The organism is Nonomuraea sp. NPDC049129, assembly GCF_040648495.1.
GTDB lineage: Bacteria > Actinomycetota > Actinomycetes > Streptosporangiales > Streptosporangiaceae > Nonomuraea.
The window spans coordinates 104,434-124,135 of the sequence record NZ_JBEZDU010000028.1 but is presented as its reverse complement, the minus strand read 5'-3'; the positions used below and the strand labels follow the sequence as shown (position 1 = coordinate 124,135).

Sequence of the window (19,702 nt, the reverse complement as noted above, 5' to 3'; positions counted from 1 at the left end):
AACCGAACCCATGCGAGCAACCATCGAGGTCGCCGGGCTGCGTAAGCGGTTCGGCCAGACCATGGCGTTGGACGGGATGTCCTTCACCGTGGAGCCGGGGCAGGTCACGGGCTTCGTCGGCCCCAACGGAGCGGGTAAGTCCACCACGATGCGGGTGATCCTCGGCCTGGACGCGGCCGACGAGGGCACCGCGCTGGTGGGCGGGCGGCCGTACACGGGCTTGCGCGACCCGCTGCGTCACGTCGGGGCACTGCTGGACGCCGCCGCGTTGCAGCCCAGCCGCACCGGCCGCAACCACCTGCTGTGGCTGGCCCACTCCCAGGGGTTGGGCGCCCGGCGGGTCGATGAGGTGATCGAGCGGGTGGGGCTCGGGTCGGCGGCCGGGCGCCGGGCGGGCGGTTTCTCCCTGGGCATGCGCCAGCGGCTCGGCATCGCCGCCGCGCTGCTCGGCGACCCGCCCGTGCTCATGCTCGACGAGCCGTCCAACGGCCTCGACCCCGAGGGCATCGTGTGGATGCGCGGCTTCCTGCGGGCGCTGGCCGCCCAGGGCCGGGCCGTGCTGGTCTCCAGCCATCTGATGAGCGAGCTCGAGGACACCGCCGACCATCTCGTGGTGGTGGGCCGCGGCCGGGTCGTCGCCGACACCAGCGTGGCCGGCCTGATCGCCGCCGCCTCCACCGGCCGGATCGCGCTGCGCACCACCGCGCCGTCGGAGGCGATGGCGGCGCTGGCACACGCCGGCGCCGCCGTGGCCGCCACCGGCCGCGACACCCTCACGGTGACCGGGCTGGCGGGCGAGCACGTCGTGGCGGTACTCAACCGGTCCGCGGTGCCGTTCTCGGAGGTGTCGGCGCATCGCGCGACGCTGGAGGAGGCGTACATGGAGCTGACCCGCGACGCCGTCGAGTTCCGCGCCGCGGGGCAGGAGGCGGCACGATGAGCGCCACCGCCGCCCACCGCTCCGGCTTCGCGCGGCTGCTGCGCGCCGAATGGACCAAGTTCCGGACGGTCCGTGGCTGGGTGCTCGCCATGGCGGGCGCGGCGCTGGTCACCGTGCTCCTGGGGCTGCTGTCCGCCTCGGGCAGCCACACCTCGTGCGGCGGCGCCTGTCCCGCCGTACCGGTGGGTCCGGGCGGCGAGGCGGTGGAGGACAAGTTCTACTTCGTCCACCGGACGCTGGACGGAGACGGCAGCATCACCGCCCGCGTGACCTCGATGACGGGCCAGAAGCGCCTGCCCGACCTCACCCCCACGCCGGGGACCCGGCGCGTCGTCTCCGGTCTCGTGCCCTGGGCGAAGGCCGGAGTCATGATCAAGGAGAGCATGAAGCAGGGCTCCGCCTACGCGGCGGTGATGGTCACCGGCGCGCACGGGGTGCGGATGCAGCACGACTTCACCCAGGACGTGGCCGGCCGGCCCGGCGGCGTCTCCCAGCGGTCCCCGCGCTGGCTGCGGCTGACCCGCTCCGGTGAGGACCTCACCGGCTACGAGTCCACCGACGGCAGGCAGTGGACTCGCGTCGGCACCGCGCGCCTGGCCGGGTTGCCGGCCACGGTGCAGATCGGGCTCTTCGCCGCCTCCCCAGGCGACCTGACGGTGACGCCGGGCGACTTCGACGGGTCCAGCGCGGCCTCCCGCTTCGCCGAGGCCACGGCCGCGTTCGACCAGGTCAGTCTCCAAGGCTCGGCCGCCGGTGGCGCGTGGCGCCCAGACGACGTGGGCGTCACCCTGAACCCCGACGGGTCGGCCCACCATCCGGGCGGCTTCAAGGAGTCCGGCGACACGTACACGGTGACCGGCGTCGGCGACATCGCGCCGCTCTCGGACGGCCAGCAGATCGAGAACACCCTCACCGGCGTGCTGACCGGGCTCATCGTGGTGATCGTGGTGGCGGTCATGTTCATCACCACCGAATACCGGCGCGGCCTGATCCGCACCACCCTGCTCGCCGGCCCGCGGCGCGGCCGGACGCTCGTGGCCAAGGCCCTGGCCATCGGCGCGGTCACCTTCGTCGCCGGACTGGCCGCGGCCACGGCGGCGGTCACCCTCGGCAAGGGGATCCTGGTCGCCAACGGCAACTACGTCCTGCCGGTGGCGCCGTTCACCGAACTGCGCGTCATCGTCGGCACGGCGGTGCTGCTCGCCGCCGCCGCGATCCTCGCCCTGGCCGTGGGCACGTTGTTCCGGCGCAGCGTCGCGGCGGTCATCACCGCCATCGTGCTGATCGTCGTCCCGTACATCCTCGCGACCGCCTCGGTCCTGCCAGCGGGGGCGGCGCAGTGGCTGATGCGGCTCACCCCGGCCGCCGGCTTCGCGATCCAGCAGAGCATTCCGGCGTACGCGCACGTGCTCGGCAACTACACCCCATCGGGCGGCTACTACCCGCTGGCACCCTGGGCCGGGCTCGCCGTGCTCTGCGGATACGCCGTGCTCGCGCTCGGCCTGGCCGTCTTCCAGCTACGTCGGAGGGACGCATGAGACGACACCTGCAGGCGGAGTGGACGAAACTCCGCACCGTGGCCGGCACCGGCTGGCTGCTGTTGGGGCTCGTCGCGCTGACCGTCGCCGTGAGCGTCGTGGCGGCCGCCGCCGTGTCCTGCACGTCGGCGGGCTGCGCCTACGACCCGGCCAAGATCAGCCTGTTCGGGGTCCAGGTGGGCCAGGCGATGGTCGCCATCCTGGCCGTGCTGGCGATCAGCGGCGAGTACAGCACCGGCATGATCCGCACCACCCTGGCGGCGATGCCGCGCCGGGCCACCGTGCTGGCCGCCAAGGCGGCCGTCGTCACCGGGCTGACGCTGGCCGCGGGGACCGTCGCGGTGCTCGCGTCCCTGCTGTTCGGGCGGCGCGTCCTGCTCGAGAACGGCTTCACCCGCGGTCCGGGCACCCCGATGCTGTCCCTGTTGGAGGGGCCGATGCTGCGCGCGGCGTTCGGCTCGGTCCTGTACCTCGCGCTGATCGCGCTGCTCAGCCTCGGCATCGCCGCCGCCGTACGGGACTCGGCCACGGCCATCGGGGTCGTGCTCGGCCTGCTCTACGTCCTCTCGATCCTGCCCTTCATGATCGCCGACCCGGACTGGCAGAAACTCCTCTGGCAGCTGTCCCCGATGAACGCCGGGCTCGCCATCCAGGCGACCACCCATCTGTCCACCCTGCCCCTCAGCCCATGGGCGGGACTCGGCGTCCTGGCCCTCTGGGCCGCCGCGGCGCTCCTGGGCGGCGGGCTGTCACTACGGCTGCGCGACGCCTGAACGACGCCTGAGCGACACCCGCCCGCACGACTCGGGCCCTCGCCGTACGCCCAGCCCGCACACCGCGTGGAACGTGGTGGAACGCCCCAAAGAGCACAGAGATGTGCCGCAAGGAAGCGGCACGTTCAGGACGGGGCGAAGGAAAAAACCCATGGAGAATCTCTTTCGATTGATGCTCACACGGCCGGCCGTGGCGCAGGATCCGGATAATCCCAGCATCCCGCTGAGCCAGGACACGCCGTTTCAGCAGTCACTGCGGGAGGCCGTCGAGGCCCCCCAGCGGCGTACTGCCATAGAGGAGGCCGCCACGGCGTTCGTGGCGGGCCCGGAGTTCATCGGCGACCCGGCGGACACCCCGCTGGGCGCCGAGCTCGACGAGCTGGCCGCGCGGCTGGACGAGATGGAGACCGTCGACGGGAGCACCTCACCGGAAATGGTGCGCGAGGCCATCATCGACGTGTTCGGGATGGACCCGGACGACGTGACCGAGCTGGCGGACTTCAAGAACGCGGTCAGGAGGCTGCGGGACAGCCTGATGGCGATCAAGGTGCTCCAGGAGGAGCACTCACGGCCCATCGAGCAGCTCACCCGGCAGTTGCGTACCGCCGAGGTGATCATCCGCCACGTGGCCGACGACAAGTTCCCCAAGGACCTGGACGAGCTGCGGCGCTGGCTGCGGCGTTCGCTCCGCCTGCCCTTCGACCTCGGCCTGACCTCCAGGCTGTCGACCCGCGAGGCGGAGCAGGCGCGGCAAGAGCAGCACGCGGCGGCGGTGGCCGCGCGCCAGGAGGAGATCGACGGACTGCTGACCCAGCACGCGAGCCTGCGGACCGGACTGGAGGAGCTGGGCCGGCTGAACTCCGAGCACTTCCACGTGACGTCCCAGACGGGCAGCGGGTCGGTGCAACCGCCGGAGCAGCTGCGGCTGACGAACGTGGCCACCGCCCTGAGCGCCTTCCACGGCAACCTGCGCGAGCGGGTCGCCCCGACCTCGGTCATCCCCATCGCAGGCGCGGAGGAGGCCGATACGGCCGCCGAGACCACCGAGGAGATCAACGCGCCGGTGGCCCAGGCGCTGCTGCAGACGGCCGCCCCGGTGCTGCGCGGCCGTACGGACTTCCAGCCGACGCCGCTGACCGAGGTCGGCTTCGTCCTGCTGCCGACGGCCAACGAGCAGCTGTCCGCGGCCACCCGCACGCTGCTCACCGACCGCGGCCTCGACCTGACCGCGGTGCCGCTCGACCGGCTCACCCACCGGCTGGAGGCCGATCTGGCGGCGACGGCGGCCCGGCTGGAGGCGGTGGCGGGACATCCGGTGCGCCAGTCGCTCCTGCGGGTCGGCGACGCCCTCGTGACGGTGCGGACGCCCGTGACGACCGGCTGGGGAACGCTCGGCACGGGTGGCTCCGTACCCCTGCCGACGCTCCCGCTGGACGGGCGCGTCCCGCACACCAAGGGCGAGGTGGCCCCGGCCGGCATCGCCGACCTGCTGGTGGTCAAGCAGCAGCTGACCGGATACGAGTCGGCCGACGTCGCGCACATCGAGAGCGTGCTGCGCGGCGAGCGCAAGTTACGCGACCACAGCCGCCGCGACACCACCGAGCTGATCACGATCAACGAGCAGGAGACCAACACCAGCGAGGACCGCGACCTGCAGACCACCGACCGGTTCGAGATGACCCGGGAGACCGAGCAGACGGTCAAGGAGGACGTCGCGCTGAAGGCCGGGCTGAACATCTCGGGCAGGTACGGCCCGGTCGTGGAGTTCGCCGCCAGCGCCGAGGGCTCCATCGCGCGCAGCAAGCAGGAGGCCACCAAGTCGGCCGCCAGGTTCTCGCAGGACGTCACCGAGCGGACCTCCCGCAAGATCGCCGAACGGGTGCTGACCCGCACCCAGCTGACGACCACGACCGAGACGATCGAGAAGAACACCCACGAGCTCGACAACACCCACGGCAACGAGAACATCTCGGGCGTCTACCAGTGGGTCAACAAGGTCTACCAGGCCCAGTTGTTCAACTACGGGCTGCGGGCGATGTTCGACTTCATGGTGCCCGAGCCGGCGGCCTTCCTCATCGCTTCCATGCAGCAGACCAACACCGCCGCCCGCAACCTGATCAAGCCCCCGGACTTTCCCCTCAACCCGGACCAGATCAACGAGATGAATTTCGCGTACTGGGTCAAGCAGACCGGCGCGACCGACGTGCAGCCGCCGCCCGAGCTGTTCAAGACGAAGTCCCTGGACTTCAAGGCCGGTGGCGGCGACAGCGACACCAACTACAACCACTCGGCCCAGATCGCCATCGACGAGGGCTATCGGGCCGTCTATGCCTCGGTGGGCGTGGTGCGCAACATCTGGGAGAGCGACAACACGGTAGAGGTGGTGGTCGGGCGGCGTACGCAGCGGATGCCCGGTGGTGACCGGCTGTGGACCACGACGCTGGACGACGAGCGCGACACGGTGGCCGTGGCCATCGACACCTTCCACGTCGCGCAGGTCGCGGTGGCCGTGGAGGTCAAGTGTCAGCGTACGGACCGGGCGATGGACAAGTGGCGGCTGGAGACGCACGCCAAGCTGGAGACGGCGCACAAGGCGGCCGTGGCCGACTACGAGGAGAAGCTGGCGGCGCTGCAGTTACGGGCCGGGGTGGACATCCAGGGCCGCAACCCGGCCGCCAACCTCGCCCTCATGCAGGCGGAGCTGAAGAAGAACTGCGTCAGCATCCTGACCGACCAGCACTACGACCTGTTCGACTCCATCGAGACCTCCCCGGCCAACGGGCTGCCGGAGATCAACGTGTTCGAGGCCGCCGGTGAGGGCCCGTACGTGCGCTTCTTCGAGCAGGCCTTCGAGTGGGAGCACGTGACGTTCGTGACGTACCCCTACTTCTGGGGGCGCAAGAACCAGTGGGAGGAGCGGCTCGGCTTCGACGACCCGGACCCGGCGTTCGCCGACTTCCTCCGGGCCGGGTTCTGCCGGGTCTCGGTGCCCGCCCGGCCGGGCTTCGAGGGCGCGATCGACCACTTCCTCACCTTCGGCGAGATCTGGAACGGCGGCCCGCTGCCGACCATCTCCAACCCCCTGTACCTGCCCATCGCCGACGAGATCGCCGAGCGGCTGGACCGGCCCGGCACGGAGGTGCCGCAGGGGGACCCGTGGATCGTGCGCGTGCCCACGTCGCTGGTGAAGCTGCGTGACGACGACCGGCTGCCCCGCTGGGAGCAGGACGCCGACGGCGAGTGGGTGGAGGTCTAGCGACCCCTCATGGACCGGCGGCGGCCTGTCGCCGCCGGTCCTCGGCCTGATCGTCCGCGGACATGAATGGAGGATTGCGGACATGGCAGATCCAGTCGTGCCGGCCATCGCGACCGGCCCGCTGCTGACCGGGTACGTCGAGCCGGGGGTGGGGCGGGGTGTGCTGACCTTCTTCGCCGACATCGCCGACCCGGTCTTCGGGGCCACCATGGAGATCACGCTCACGGCGCCCCCCTGGAACGAGACCGGCCACCAGCCCTTCACCTGGAGGTACCTGCCGCCCACGGCGGAACGGGCCTTCCCCAAGATCTGGCTCGCGGTCGGCCGGCAGGTCACGGTGACCACCCGGCGCACGGGCAAGAGGAGCGCGGCCGATCTCCTGGCGCTCGGCCCGCGCAACCCCTTGATCGAAATCGTCCGTCCGCAGGACGACGACCTGATCCCGCAGCCTGACGCGTCGGTCATCGAGATGTGGCGGTTGCTGCCGCAGCCCTTCACGGTCGGGCCCTTCACCGACGACGAGCGCGGGCGGCGGGACGATTTCTTCTCTCAGGCCGCCACGGTCAACGTCACGACGAAGCCGCTCGGCGTGGTCATCCGGAACGTGCTCAACGGCTATGTGGTCACCATCGACATCGACAACAGGAAGGACGGGAAACCGGCGGCCTTCGTCTACGACATCGTCGTCGATTCGCGCGAGGACGACGACAACATCTTCGGAGACCATGTCACGGTACGCGTCGTGCACACGCACAACGTGACCGTGCACGCCACGGCGTCGCAGGACATGGCCGGATTCATCAGTGTGCAGACCCTGCGACTGGATGACTCGTTCATACCGTCGTTCCCGCCGCAGGGGACCGTGCTCGACAACACGACCTTCCAGCCGCAGGAGGTCGAGGTCCACTTCGCCCCCGAACATCCGACCCTGATCTTCCTGTTCGAGCTGGCGATCCAGTTCGTGCCGTACGTCAACGTTCTCTACGACCTCTCGCAGCTGACCTTCGAACTGGCCACGGGACGCGACTTCTGGGGCAACGAGGTGAGCGGGGGGCAGATCCTGGCCTACGGGATCACGTCGGTGCTGCCGTTCGCCAAGGCGCTGCCGCGCTCGGTCCTGCGGTCCGTACGGACCGAGCTGAAGGCGACCAAGCTGGCGCGAGTCCTCGAAGAGGACGTGATCAGCGAGGTGGGCCGCGTCGCGGAGCGGGAGTTCCTCGAGGCCGTGGGCAGCATGGACGTCAAGGGCGCGACCGACCTGGCCCGGATGCTGACCCGCTTCGCCACGGGCAAGCTGTCGATGGACCAGGTGCTCAAGCGCTTCCACGACCTCGTGGGCAACGCCTATCTGCGGGAGCTGGACCGGCGCGTCGTGGAACGGCTCCTGACGGCCAACTTCAAGACCTTCCGCAACCCCCGCCTGGCGGCCGGGTTCAACGCCTTCTCCGCCAAGAAGCTGAGCCGGGGCATCGTGCGCTCACTCGACCCGATCTCGTGGGCGCTGAGCCAGCGCGGCAAGTCCCGCTTCATCCAGGAACTGGAGAGCGAGCTGGGCAAGAACTGGGCCGAGGTGCTCAAGCACGCCAAGCGGACCGACAGCCGCCTCAGGCAGCTCAGCAGCGCCGACATCGCGCACTACGACCAGCTCGCCGGACGAGTGGAGGACTTCCGCTCGCTGTCCAAGCTCAACCGCGGGCGCGGCGATCTGTACGAGGTCGACCACATTCTCGAGCAGCGTTTCTGGCGCAACGATCCGCGGGTGAGCACGGCGTTCGACGAGAAGGGCGAGGGCATGGCCATGGTGATTCCCAAGAACCCGGCGGTGGCGGCGAAGATGCCGGGAAAGACCATCGCCTATGTGCACACCCTCAAGACCCGCCTGCTCACCGAGCTGATACCGAACGGGCGGGAGGCGGAGTTCACCGTTCAGCAGATCTTCGACGCCCACATGTGGGTGCTGGAGTCGTTGCGGGTCGACCGCTCGGTGACGTTGGGGGATCGCCTCCTGGGCGATTTCCGGCTGCTGGCCAGGGCGCGCCGCGAGCGGCTCGAACTGCGCATGCCGTCCGCCGCCACCTTCACACCGCGGGGCGGCTGGCCGGTGCTCGTGGGAGTCCAGTGAGATCAGCCGCAGGACGGGTGGTCGGTGCTCGTGGAGGGGTAGTGAGGTCAGCCGCTCTAAGGCGCCTGCTTGCTCGCTCGCCACTCCGGCGCGAGCACCGACCAGACCTCCATGTCGAGTCGCTTGCCTCGATACGGGTAGCTCTCGCGTAGCACGCCGTCTTTCGTCATCCCGAGGCGCCGGGCCACCGCGATGCTGGCCGCGTTCTCCGCCGAGACGACCCACTCCACGCGATGGATGCCCCGCTCCTCGACGGCCCAATCGATGATCACGCGCGCGGCCCTGGTCACCAGGCCCTTGCCCGCCGCGGCCGGCTCCAGCCAGCAGCCCACCTCGGCGTTGCCATGCTCGACGTCCATCGTCCGGAAGAGCACCCCGCCGACCAGCTCGCCGTCCGTCCAGATGCCGTAGATCCGGCCCACGTCGGCCGCGGCCTTCTCGGCGTACGCCCGCAGGTACGAGCGGCTCGACTCCAGGTCCGTGACGGCGTCCGGCAGCGCGATGTGCTGCCCGATGAACTCCCGCCCCCGGTCCATGTGGGCAAGGAACTCCGCCGCCCGCCACGGCTCCAGCGGCCGCAGCTCCGCGCCGTCGTCGCCCAGGGATATCGCGTACATAATTCACCTCAACGGTCGAAACAGCCCAAACGGTGAACGGATCCTCTCACGGGCGGCGCGACGTCATCTCCCGGCACCGCCAGGCGACGTCATGTCCCGGCATCGTCAGGCGATGTCATGTCCCGGCACCGTCAGGCGACGTCGCGGTCGCGACAGCGTGGGCCGCGCCGCGTCCGCGGGCTCGGGCGATGATCTCGCCCGCCTGAACGCGTACCGCGGCCTCGGTGGCGTCGCCGATGTCCGGGAGGCCGACGGCCGAGGCGAGGGTGGCGTGGTCGTCGAGGACGAGGCGGAGGCCCGGCCGGGCCTCCGGCCCGAACACCCGCCGCAGGCACCCGGTGAGGTCGCCGACCCTGAGCCGGACGAGGCGTCCGATCTCGGCGGGGTCGTCCGTCACCACCGCCACGGTGATCTGGTCGCCCGGCCGGGCGGCGCGGACGGCTTCCTCCGCCGCCTCCAACCGGCCGGCCCCGAGGACCACGAGCACACCGTCGGCGCCGAACCCGGCCCGGCGGCCGGTGATCTGATCCGGCAACTCGGCGGGCGGCTCCCAGCGCTCCTGGACAGACCGGGCGGGGGCGACGAAGGGCAGGTGCGGCGGGTTCCACGTGTCGGCGAGGTCGAGGCCGGCCAGGTGCTCGCAGGCCCGCGCCACGTCGAAGGGGTCGGCGAATCCGGGCGCTGTATCGGCCAGGTGACCCGCCCCGTTCAGCAGTGTGAGGACCAGTTCGGCCAGCCGTACGCATCGCGTGTGGTGCGGCGGGCGTGACTCCAGCGCGAGAGCGAGCAGCAGCGCCTCCAGCCGGGTGACCTGCGCCAGCGCGGTGCGGCCCGGCTCGTCGTCGAAGACCCCGGCCAGCGAGCGCAGCCGCAGGCTCCCGTCGGCGGGCGTGTCGCCGGCCAGCGGCAGGCGTTCGAGCCAGCCGCGGGCGAACGCGCCCATCGCCTCGGCCAGACCGGGTGGCGACGGCGCCTCAGGGGCGTCCGCGTGCGCGATCGAGTCGTCGGGGGCGTCCGAGTGCTCGATCGAGCCGACCAGGACCGCCAGGTAGAGCGCGCGCTTGCTCGGGAAGTTCGAGTAGACCGCGCCACGGGTCAGCTCCGCCCGCTCCGCGATCCGGTCGACCTTGGCGTCGGCGTATCCACGCTCGCCGAACTCTGCCCGCGCGGCGGCCAGGACGGCCGCCCTGGTGCGTTCCTGCTGCTGCGCCCGGGTCAGCCTGACCATCGCGACCTCTTCGTACCCGCCATGATCACAGGATACTAAGGGCATTCGGATGCATACATCATCTGAGCTTGAGGTGGATGAGTTACTCGGTTGTGCCCGTCGAGTTGCTCCACTTCCTGGAACGCGCGACGCCGCCCCGGCGACAGCCACCACTGGCACGTCCACCCCGCCGTCCATCTGCCGCGCGACCGGAGGAGCTATCCATACCGGTCGAGCGACCTCTGCAGAACAGCCAACATCTTGACCCTGTCACGTCCAGCGGAGTGCTCGCTGACCGGTAGGCCTCAGTGCTTCCCGGGAGGTGGACGAAGGCCTCCATCGTCATGGAAACCACCAGAACTCGGCTTGACGTCCCCCGGCGTAGCGTCGGTGTCATAAGAGGGATGGCGGCCCTGGTGGAGTCCTGAACGAAGGGCGTAGATGTACATCACCGCACGAAAGGAAAGGGAGCCAGGCCATGGCCGATCCACTGGCAGATCGAATCAGCGTCAACGTCACGCTGATCTTCTCCCTGTCCCGTTACGAAGCGGTGATGAACGCTTTCCTCGACGGGATGGAACGCGCCCTGCGGGCCGGACGGGATTTGTCAGCGCTCGCCTCGCCCCGCTGGACGGCGTTGGAGGCTGCGGGCGCGCGCCCGCAGCGTCCGGCACTACCAGCACGCCCAGCAGATACTCGAGCGGCTGCGACGGCTGGGCATCGACTACGACGACGTCGTGCAAAGGCTCGAAGACGAGGGAGTGGCCGCGTTCGAGGCGAGCTGGGACCGGCTGCGCGCGCAACTGGCCACCACCCTACGAGCAACCGACAGAGGTGCTGGACATGGCCGTTGACATGACCTACCTGATCGCCGGAGCCGGTCTGGCGGGGGCCAAGGCCGCCCAGACCCTGCGGGAGGAGGGCTTCCAGGGGCGGATCGTGCTGGTCGGTGAGGAGAGCGAACGCCCCTACGAGCGGCCGCCGCTGTCGAAGGGCTACCTGCTGGGCAGAACCGAGCGGGAGGAGATCTACGTCCACCCGCAGCCGTGGTACGGCGAGCACGACGTCGATCTGCTCCTCGATACGGCGGTCACCGGCATCGACCCCGCCGAGCACGAGGTGAGGCTGTCCGACGGCAGCCGGATCGGCTACACCAAGCTGCTGCTGGCCACCGGCTCCTCCCCGCGGCAGCTACCGATTCCGGGCGCCGACCTGGATGGTGTGCTCTACCTGCGCAGGGTCGAAGACAGCGACCGGCTCAAGGCGGTCTTCCCAACCGCGTCCCGGGTCGCGATCATCGGCGGTGGCTGGATCGGGCTGGAGACCGCGGCCGCCGCCCGCGCCGCCGGAGCCGAGGTGACCGTCCTGGAGAGCGCGGAGTTGCCGCTGCTGCGGGTGCTCGGCCGCGAGGTCGCCAAGGTCTTCGCCGGGCTGCACCGCGAGCACGGTGTCGACCTGCGCTGCGGCGTGCGGGTCGCCGAGATCGTCGGCCGTGGCGGCCAGGCCGTGGGCGTCCGGCTGGCCGACGGCAGCCAGATCGACGCCGACGCGATCATCGTCGGAATCGGCATCATCCCCAACAGCGGGCTCGCGCTCTCCGCGGGGCTAAGGGTGGACAACGGCGTCCAGGTCACCGCGCGACTACGCACCTCCGACCTGGACATCTACGCCGCCGGCGACGTGGCCAACGCCTTCCACCGTCTGCTGGGCAAGCACATCCGCGTCGAGCACTGGGCCAACGCGCTGCACCAACCGCAGGTCGCGGCCAAGGCCATGCTCGGCGAGGACGTCCGCTACGACCGGCTGCCGTACTTCTTTACCGATCAGTACGACCTCGGAATGGAGTATTCCGGTTACGTCGAACCTGACGAATATGACGAGGTGATCTTCCGCGGTGACGTACAGACGCGTCACTTCGTCGCGTTCTGGCTGCGCGGCGGGCGGGTGCTGGCCGGTATGAACGTCAACATCTGGGACGTCAACGACGCCATCCAAGATCTCGTACGTTCGGGCGAACGAGTGGACACCAGCGCGCTGGGCGATCCCAGGACACCGCTGGGCTCGCTGGTCGGCGCTTCGCCCTAGGCAGGAGACGGATGAAGGCGCCCGCCATACAGGGACGCGCACGACCGTGAGGAGGCAACCATGGCAGGCAAGGGCAAGGTTCAGGTGCGCCGGGTCTATGAGGAGCCGGCGGGAGACGACGGCACCAGGGTGCTGGTGGACCGGATCTGGCCGCGAGGGCTGACCAAAATCAAGGCCGGCCTCGACGAATGGTGCAAACAGGTCGCTCCGTCGACAGAGCTGCGTACCTGGTATCACCACGATCCCGAGCTCTTCGCGGAGTTCGGCCGCCGCTACCGCAGCGAACTGGCAGATCCCGAACGGGCAGCCGCGGTGACGCACCTGCGCGAGCTCGCGAACAGCGGAGTGCTGACCCTGCTCACCGCGACCAAACAGCCCGAGATCAGCGAGGCCGCCGTGCTCGCCGAACTGCTCCAGCAGTGACCACGGCCGCCGGCAGGACAGCCGTGCTCGTAGGGCCGATACGCACAGGCATCAGCCGTCAGCCCGCACCACCACGATGCCTACCTGATCACCGGCAACAGGCCGGAACGCCATCGGCGCGGCCAACGCGCGGAGGCGAGAGCAGACTCTTTGACGCAGGGCCAGGAGGCGCGGCATGGGGCACAACATCGCGCAGAAACTGATCGCAGCTCACCTGGTGTCCGGCGATATGACCGCCGGGCAAGAGATCGCAGTGCGTATCGACCAAACCCTCACCCAGGACGCGACCGGCACTTTGGTGATGCTCGAACTGGAAGCGCTGGGCCTGGACCGAGCACGCACCGAGGTGTCGGTGCAGTATGTCGATCACAACCTGTTGCAGACCGACAGCAAGAACGCAGAGGACCACACCTTTCTGCGTTCAGCCTGCCATCGATTCGGACTGTGGTACTCCAAGCCGGGCAACGGTGTCTCCCACCCGACCCACATGCAGCGCTTCGGCATCCCCGGCAAGACGCTCGTCGGCTCCGACAGCCACACACCGGCGGCGGGATCGCTGGGGATGCTGGCGATCGGCCTGGGCGGCATCGAGGTAGCGATGGCGATAGCCGGTGAACCGGTGTACCTGCGGATGCCCGACATCTGGGGAGTTCGGCTAACCGGCGAACTGCCGGCCTGGGTCAGCGCCAAGGACGTCATTCTCGAAATGCTGCGCCGGCACGGCGTCAAAGGCGGCGTGAACCGGATCATCGAATACCACGGCCCTGGGCTGGCGCATCTGACCGCCATGGACCGGCATGTGATCGCGAACATGGGGGCCGAACTGGGCGCGACCACCACGGTGTTCCCGGCCGACGATCAGGTCAGGGAGTTCCTGCGTGCAGAACGCCGCGAGCACGACTTCGTCGAACTGCTCGCCGACGCGGACGCCACCTACGACGTCACTGACGAGATCGACCTGTCGAGTCTGGAGCCGCTGATCGCGCTGCCCAGCTCACCGGGAAACGTGGTCACGGTGCGCGAGGTAGCCGGTCGGCAGGTGGACCAGGTGGTGGTCGGCTCGTCAGCCAACCCAGGATTGCGCGATTTCGCAGTCGTCGCCGCCATCGTTTCCGGGCGGCAGGCGCATCCGAGGGTGTCGTTGGACATCAACCCGAGCTCGCGGCAGATCCTCCAGGACCTCACGAAGATGGGTGCCACGTTCTCGCTGATCTCGGCCGGTGCGCGGCTGCACCAGTCCGGCTGCATGGGGTGCATCGGCATGGGCCAGGCGCCGGCCGGCGGGCGCAACAGCCTGCGCACCGTCCCTCGCAATTTTCCCGGACGGTCCGGAACCCGTGAGGACTCGGTCTTCCTCTGTTCCCCCGAGACCGCCGCCGCGGCCGCTCTCACCGGCCAGATCACCGACCCTCGCGACTTGCCGCACCTACTCGGCATCGACCATCCGCACCTGGAGTTGCCGGCCGAGTCCAGCGTGAACACCGCCATGCTCGAACCGCCGCCCTCGACGCACGCCGGTCAGGCCGAACTGATCAAGGGAGCGAACATCTCCTCGCTGCCCGACTTCCCGCCGCTTCCCGACCGCATGGAGGCGCCGGTCGCCCTCAAGGTCGGCGATGACGTCTCCACCGACGAGATCCTGCCCGCCGGAGCGCGGGTGTTGCCCTACCGCAGCAACATCCCCAAACTGGCCGAGTTCACCTTCGCCCCCATCGATGAGAACTACGTCGGCCGGGCACACGCCTCCCACGGCAGCGGGCACATCGTCGTCGGCGGCGCCAACTACGGACAGGGTTCCTCGCGTGAACACGCCGTCATCGCCCCCCGCTATCTCGGCCTGCGCGTGGTGCTGGCGGTGTCCTTCGCGCGCATCCACTGGCAGAACCTGGCCAACTTCGGCGTGCTCGCGCTGGAGTTCGCCGACTCCGACGACTACCACCGCGTCGAACAGGGCGATGTTCTCGTGCTGGACGACGTACGGCACGCGATCGCCTCCGGCGGCACCGAGATCACCGTGCACAACACCAGCCGAGACCAGCTGTACTCCACCCGACACCGACTGTCCGACCGGCAGATCGCGATGCTGCTGGCCGGTGGGCTGATTCCCTGGCTCCGCGCGCGAAAGAGCAGTCAATCACCCGTACCGCCTACCTCGCACGACGCCCGGTAAAACAACAAGCCGCCGCCGCATCCGCCATCCGTCTGCGGAGCCGGGCTCACGTCGGCTGACCGCGTGCTCCGACGCATTACCGCCGGCCCCCAGCGTAATCGGCGACGTTCCCCTCTCCCCGCGTTAGCGGCGCACTCAAAGGAGAACTAAGTGAAGTGATCTCAGCGAATTGCCGGTCGGCGAGGGTGGGTAGCGGTCGATGGGGATCAGAGTGCCGTCCAGCGCAGTCGGGGTCATCGACGGACTCCCTCTGCGCTGCACCGTCTAGTCACCCGCCCCAGGCGGCGGGTGGTCGCGGACTAGGTGAGCCGGGTTCGACGTCGCCGGGAAAGGCACAGGGCGAGGACCAGAGTGGCCACGACCGTCGTGACGAGGCCGATGATGAGGACCCACGGCCAAGACGAGTCGATCAATGTCGGGATACCCCAGCTGGCGGGTTTACCGGGGAAGAGGAGTGTCGCGGTGACGGTGCGGTGGATACGGCCGCTTTCCAGCAGGAGTTCGACCTTCCACGGGCCCTCGGGCAGCCGTTCGTCGAGCACGACGGAGACCGGTGCACTCGCGTTGATCGCCAGCGTGGTGCCCAGCTGGGCTGGGAACGGTCCGGCGCCGAGTCCGCCGGGCCCCTCGCTCAGCCGCATCTGCCCGCTGATGTCCAGGGCGCGCTGTCCGGTGTTGTGCACCGCGGCCTGGACGACGGGCATGCCGTCGGCTGTGCGGCCGGGGGTCAGCCGGTCGATGCGGAAGTCCGACGGCGGGTCACCACCGGGGCCGACGTCGAGATAGATCCTGATGCCGACCCGGTTGATCATTTGGACGTTGGGAGCGGAGCCGGGTGCGGCTGGGGAGGTCGCCTCAGCGAAGATGGCGCCGTACCGTTCTCCCTTGGTGGCGGTCTGGGGAATGCTGATCGTCGCCTTGAGCGGGATGTGGCTGTGCGGCGGCGCGACCAGCTCGGTGCGGTTGATGGACACCCACGAACTCAGCTCGTTGGCGTCGCGCTCCGGCGACGGCACGAACTTGCCGTCGCGGATCTCCGCCGCACCGGGATAGACCGTGATGCGCTGGGGGCTGCTGGAGGTGTTCTCGATTTCGAAGCGCCGGGAGATCTTGGAGCCGGGGTTGATGTGGTCGACGATGTACAGGTAGGCGCGGGGATCGTCGCGACGGTTGGCGGAGGCCTCCAGCAGCTTGATGCCGATGACGCCGCGGGGGGCGCTGTGGGACGGGTCAGAACCGCCCGATCCGCCTTGCGCGAGGGCGGGGGCGCAGACCGAGCTGAGCAGCAGCGTCAGCGCCCCGAACAAGGAGAGCAGTGGCGAGAAGAGCGGCGGCGAGAAGAGCGGCGGCGAGGAGAGCGGCGGCGAGGAGAGCGGCGGCGAGGAGAGCGGCGGCGAGGAGAGCAGCATGGTGCGCAGGCCCACGTGGTCAGGTCACCGTGTGCGTGATCGTACCGGTGTACTGGCCTGCCACGTTGCTCAGGGCGGTTGCGATGGTGATCAGCGGGTTCCATGTCGCTGAGTTGCTGCCGGTGCCGCCCGAATGGCTGTAGGCGGTGCGCGAGGCGCTCAAGGCCTGTCCCGTCGCGGGAGGCGGTGCGGCACAGCCGGTCTGGCCGGCGGTGAAGGTTCCGTTGCCGCTCGTGGCGGAGGCGGTTCCCGAGCAGTAGGACACGCTGGCGTTGGAGATGGTCTCCCCGGGGTCGTCACCGCCGCCGGTGGTGAAGGCCGTCGAGGTCACGGACGCCGTCCAGGTGGGGGTGGCCGAGCCGCGCGCGTCGTTCACGGTGACCGCCCCCAGCTGGCCGGAGGAGTAGCCGCCCGGTGCCGCGTCATTGGTCAGGTCGACCGTGCTGTTGGGCACGGTGATCTCCAGCGCACCCACGGTCACATCGAAGGTGACCGTGGTGTTGCACGCCGTGTTGTTGGCACAGGTGGCGGCTTCGGCCGGCATTCCGGTCAGCGTTCCCAGCGTCATCACCCCCGCCAATCCCACCAGGCCGGTCCGCAAAAGAGCTTTCATGCTGGTGAATTCTCCTTGAACTCGCAGATATCGAAAACCCGGCCCGCTCCGGGCACAGGGTGTGGGAACATTAACACGGAGTGAAAGCGACTCCTCTGCCGATACAGTTAATCGCCCCACCAAAAAACGCCAAGCCTTCGAATGCCGTGATTGGCCTGGTAGCCGCCCCCGTTCTGTGAGGTGTCCGCCCAAATCCTGCATCATGTTTGGCGATGAATTTACCGGACGCGGGGATTGCCCTATGAACGCGGCCCGCCATTCCCCACTTAGACTGCCGACGGCATTCGCTTGTCGCCTGAACGGTCGGCGGTCCGGCTCATGCAGATTCATCGGAATCGAGGGAGATACGTGGGGACATTCGCCTCGCTGATGGCGTCGATCGTCGTGAGCCTCGCGCTCGGTGCTCCCGCGGTTCCCGTGGCCGCCGCCGGTGCCATCGGTGCCGCGACGAACTCCACGTTCGCCTTGCACGTCAACACCCTCACGATCACCGTGCCTGCCTCGGCCAGCCTGGGAAACGGCACTCAGGGCAACACGCGCAGCGCCAGCATGGGCACGATCACCGTGGAGGATTCCCGTAACGGGTCCCTGACCTGGACAGCGACGGTGACGTCCACCAACTTCACCACCGGCGGCGGGAGCGCGGGCGAGACGATCACCAAAGGCAACGTCGCGTACTGGTCCGGCCCGGCCACCAGCCAATCGGGCGGTGGCACCCGCGTCCCGGGGCAGCCCACCGCGGCGGACAAGGTTCCGCTGTCTTCGCCGGTGATCGCGTTCAAGGGGACCAAGGCGCCGCTCAGCACCACCACCAGCTGGCAGCCGACACTCGTGATCAGCGTCCCGATCGCGGCCGTCTTTGGCCACTACACCGGCGTCATCACCCACACGGTTACCTGATCACTCGCTTCCCGCCATCGCGCGGGCCCCGGTTCGACGTCTTCATAGGGGCTCGTTGCGGCGAAGCCGACATTTCCCACTAACCGCCCGCCCACTGCTTTGGCAACCCGGCCGGTGAATTGGCGGACTCATGACCGGCCACAAACGAAGACGGCCGAGGTGGAACAGTGGCGCCGGGAGATATTGGGACGGCTGAGCCGGGCGGAGGTGAGGAATGTCCGAAGTATCGATTATTCGGCGGTGTTCGCGGCGGATATTCGAGCATTCCAGACATTGCTTGTGGCGGTAAAAGCCGCTCATTCAGCCGATATATTTCCATTCTTCCTGAAAGGGGATGTCATGCGTCGACGCTCCAGAATCCTCGGATATCCACTCGCCGTCATGGCCCTGCTCCTGGCGGCCCACATACCAGCCGCCGCATCCGACGCCAAGCCACCCCACCTCCCCTCGCCCCTACGCCCCTGGGTCAAGCTCTGCCTCATGCTCAAGCAGCGGCCGCACCATAGGCACATCCGGTGCATCTTCCCGCCCGCCGACCGGCACGCGAACGCCCCGATGCGCATAGCCGACTCCCTGCGCACACCGACGATCAACGAGAGCTCCGTACCGACCAACCAAGCGAGCCCTGTCGGAATCACCTCCGGTCCGGACGGCAACATCTGGTTCACCGAGAACTACGCCAACAAGATCGGGAAAGTCACCCCGGGCGGCGTGTACACCGAATACAGCCTGCCCAACGCGGACTCACAGCCCGGCCACATCACCACCGGATCTGACGGCGCCGTGTGGTTCACTGAAGCGAACGCCAACAAGATCGGGCGCATCACCACGTCCGGGACGATCACCGAATACAGTCTGCCCACTTCCGGCGCCTACCCATGGGGCATCACTTCCGGTCCGGACGGCAACCTGTGGTTCACCGAGACCAACGCCGACAAGGTCGGAAAGATCACCACGTCCGGGACGATCACCGAATACAGTCTGCCCACTTCCGGCGCCTACCCCATGTTCATCACCACTGGCCCCGACAGCAACCTGTGGTTCACCGAGCCCCTTCTGGGCAGTCTCGCGAAGATCACCACCAGCGGAACCGTCACCGAGTACGCCGGTCCCACTGGCGCGTTGCCCATAGGGATCGTCACTGGATCCGACAGCAACCTGTGGTACACCGACGCCCAAGGCAGGATCGGCAAGGCCACCACCGCCGGGAGCTTCACCGACTACTCCCTCAGCGATCCCAACAGCTTCCCCTGGGGAATGACCCTCGGCCTGGACGACAACGTGTGGTTCGTCGAACAGAGCGCCAACAACGTCGCCAACATCACCACAACCGGCACCATCAGCGAATACGGTCTCCCGACCAGCTACGCCGGCCCCATGCAGATCGCCGTCGGATCCGATGACAACCTCTGGGTCACCGAGAACCCCGTCGACCAGCTCGCCATCGTCACCCCCTGACCAGACCGGCCGGCAGCCTCATCGCCTGCGTGGCGCGGCTGCCGGCCGAGCTCTCGTCCGAAGATTTCGCATCCGGTGGGCAGGTCCCGGATCCTTCATCCGGACCAACGGTCGGCGCGGCGCTCGACGGCCGCACGGCAGGTCCTGCGGCGGCTGATGCAACCGATGATCAGCGCCGGCCCAACATGACC

The 19,702-nt window shown here is 68.9% G+C and carries 15 protein-coding genes; 11 read left to right on the top strand and 4 right to left on the bottom strand.

Going from position 1 to position 19,702, the window contains the following annotated elements; genetic code table 11:
• Nucleotides 1-10 precede the first annotated feature (10 nt).
• The 5 genes from AB0B64_RS50475 (at nt 11) to AB0B64_RS50455 (ending at nt 8,629) form a co-directional block, all read left to right on the top strand.
• Complete coding sequence (locus AB0B64_RS50475; protein ID WP_357958908.1) at nt 11-940, top strand: ATP-binding cassette domain-containing protein; 930 nt, start codon at nt 11-13, stop codon at nt 938-940.
• A complete protein-coding gene (locus tag AB0B64_RS50470; protein WP_358196698.1) occupies nt 937-2,478 on the top strand; it encodes an ABC transporter permease subunit in 1,542 nt (513 codons plus the stop codon). Before AB0B64_RS50475 ends, AB0B64_RS50470 begins: the two co-directional genes overlap by 4 nt.
• Nucleotides 2,475-3,251, top strand: coding sequence for an ABC transporter permease (locus tag AB0B64_RS50465; RefSeq protein WP_357958902.1), 777 nt, complete (start codon nt 2,475-2,477; stop codon nt 3,249-3,251). The genes AB0B64_RS50470 and AB0B64_RS50465 overlap by 4 nt, the downstream gene beginning before the upstream one ends.
• A gap of 172 nt (nt 3,252-3,423) precedes the next feature.
• Nucleotides 3,424-6,507 carry a hypothetical protein gene (locus AB0B64_RS50460; protein WP_357958900.1) on the top strand — a complete coding sequence of 1,028 codons (3,084 nt, stop codon included), beginning with the start codon at nt 3,424-3,426 and terminating at the stop codon, nt 6,505-6,507.
• Nucleotides 6,508-6,589: 82 nt separating this feature from the next.
• Nucleotides 6,590-8,629, top strand: a complete 2,040-nt coding sequence (locus AB0B64_RS50455; protein ID WP_358196690.1) for a hypothetical protein — start codon at nt 6,590-6,592, stop codon at nt 8,627-8,629.
• 56 nt (nt 8,630-8,685) lie between these two features.
• Here the strand turns inward: AB0B64_RS50455 and AB0B64_RS50450 are convergent, their stop codons facing one another.
• Nucleotides 8,686-9,246: a GNAT family protein gene (locus tag AB0B64_RS50450; RefSeq protein ID WP_357958895.1), complete on the bottom strand. Its 561-nt coding sequence runs from the start codon at nt 9,244-9,246 to the stop codon at nt 8,686-8,688.
• 115 nt (nt 9,247-9,361) lie between these two features.
• Nucleotides 9,362-10,474, bottom strand: coding sequence for a helix-turn-helix domain-containing protein (locus AB0B64_RS50445; protein WP_357958893.1), 1,113 nt, complete (start codon nt 10,472-10,474; stop codon nt 9,362-9,364).
• 581 nt (nt 10,475-11,055) lie between these two features.
• Here AB0B64_RS50445 and AB0B64_RS50440 point away from each other — a divergent pair.
• The 4 genes from AB0B64_RS50440 (at nt 11,056) to AB0B64_RS50425 (ending at nt 15,131) form a co-directional block, all read left to right on the top strand.
• Nucleotides 11,056-11,307: a transaldolase family protein gene (locus AB0B64_RS50440; protein ID WP_358196760.1), complete on the top strand. Its 252-nt coding sequence runs from the start codon at nt 11,056-11,058 to the stop codon at nt 11,305-11,307.
• The gene (locus AB0B64_RS50435; RefSeq protein WP_358196658.1) at nt 11,297-12,538 is read left to right on the top strand and encodes an FAD-dependent oxidoreductase; all 1,242 of its coding nucleotides are present in this window, start codon (nt 11,297-11,299) and stop codon (nt 12,536-12,538) included. Before AB0B64_RS50440 ends, AB0B64_RS50435 begins: the two co-directional genes overlap by 11 nt.
• A 60-nt stretch (nt 12,539-12,598) precedes the next feature.
• Nucleotides 12,599-12,961, top strand: coding sequence for a DUF488 family protein (locus AB0B64_RS50430; protein ID WP_357958888.1), 363 nt, complete (start codon nt 12,599-12,601; stop codon nt 12,959-12,961).
• 175 nt (nt 12,962-13,136) lie between these two features.
• Nucleotides 13,137-15,131, top strand: a complete 1,995-nt coding sequence (locus tag AB0B64_RS50425) for an aconitate hydratase (RefSeq protein ID WP_358196644.1) — start codon at nt 13,137-13,139, stop codon at nt 15,129-15,131.
• Between the two features lie 299 nt (nt 15,132-15,430).
• Here AB0B64_RS50425 and AB0B64_RS50420 read toward each other — a convergent pair whose 3' ends face one another.
• Nucleotides 15,431-16,555, bottom strand: coding sequence for a hypothetical protein (locus tag AB0B64_RS50420; RefSeq protein ID WP_358196637.1), 1,125 nt, complete (start codon nt 16,553-16,555; stop codon nt 15,431-15,433).
• A 4-nt stretch (nt 16,556-16,559) separates the two neighbouring features.
• Nucleotides 16,560-17,153, bottom strand: a complete 594-nt coding sequence (locus tag AB0B64_RS50415; protein ID WP_357958882.1) for a hypothetical protein — start codon at nt 17,151-17,153, stop codon at nt 16,560-16,562.
• A 348-nt stretch (nt 17,154-17,501) separates the two neighbouring features.
• Here AB0B64_RS50415 and AB0B64_RS50410 point away from each other — a divergent pair, with 348 nt between their 5' ends.
• Together AB0B64_RS50410 and AB0B64_RS50405 are read left to right on the top strand one after the other, a co-directional pair.
• A complete protein-coding gene (locus AB0B64_RS50410) occupies nt 17,502-18,053 on the top strand; it encodes a hypothetical protein (protein ID WP_358196625.1) in 552 nt (183 codons plus the stop codon).
• Nucleotides 18,054-18,392: 339 nt separating this feature from the next.
• Nucleotides 18,393-19,511 (top strand): virginiamycin B lyase, encoded by a 1,119-nt coding sequence (locus AB0B64_RS50405; protein WP_358196620.1) that lies wholly within the window; start codon nt 18,393-18,395, stop codon nt 19,509-19,511.
• Nucleotides 19,512-19,702: the final 191 nt, after the last annotated feature.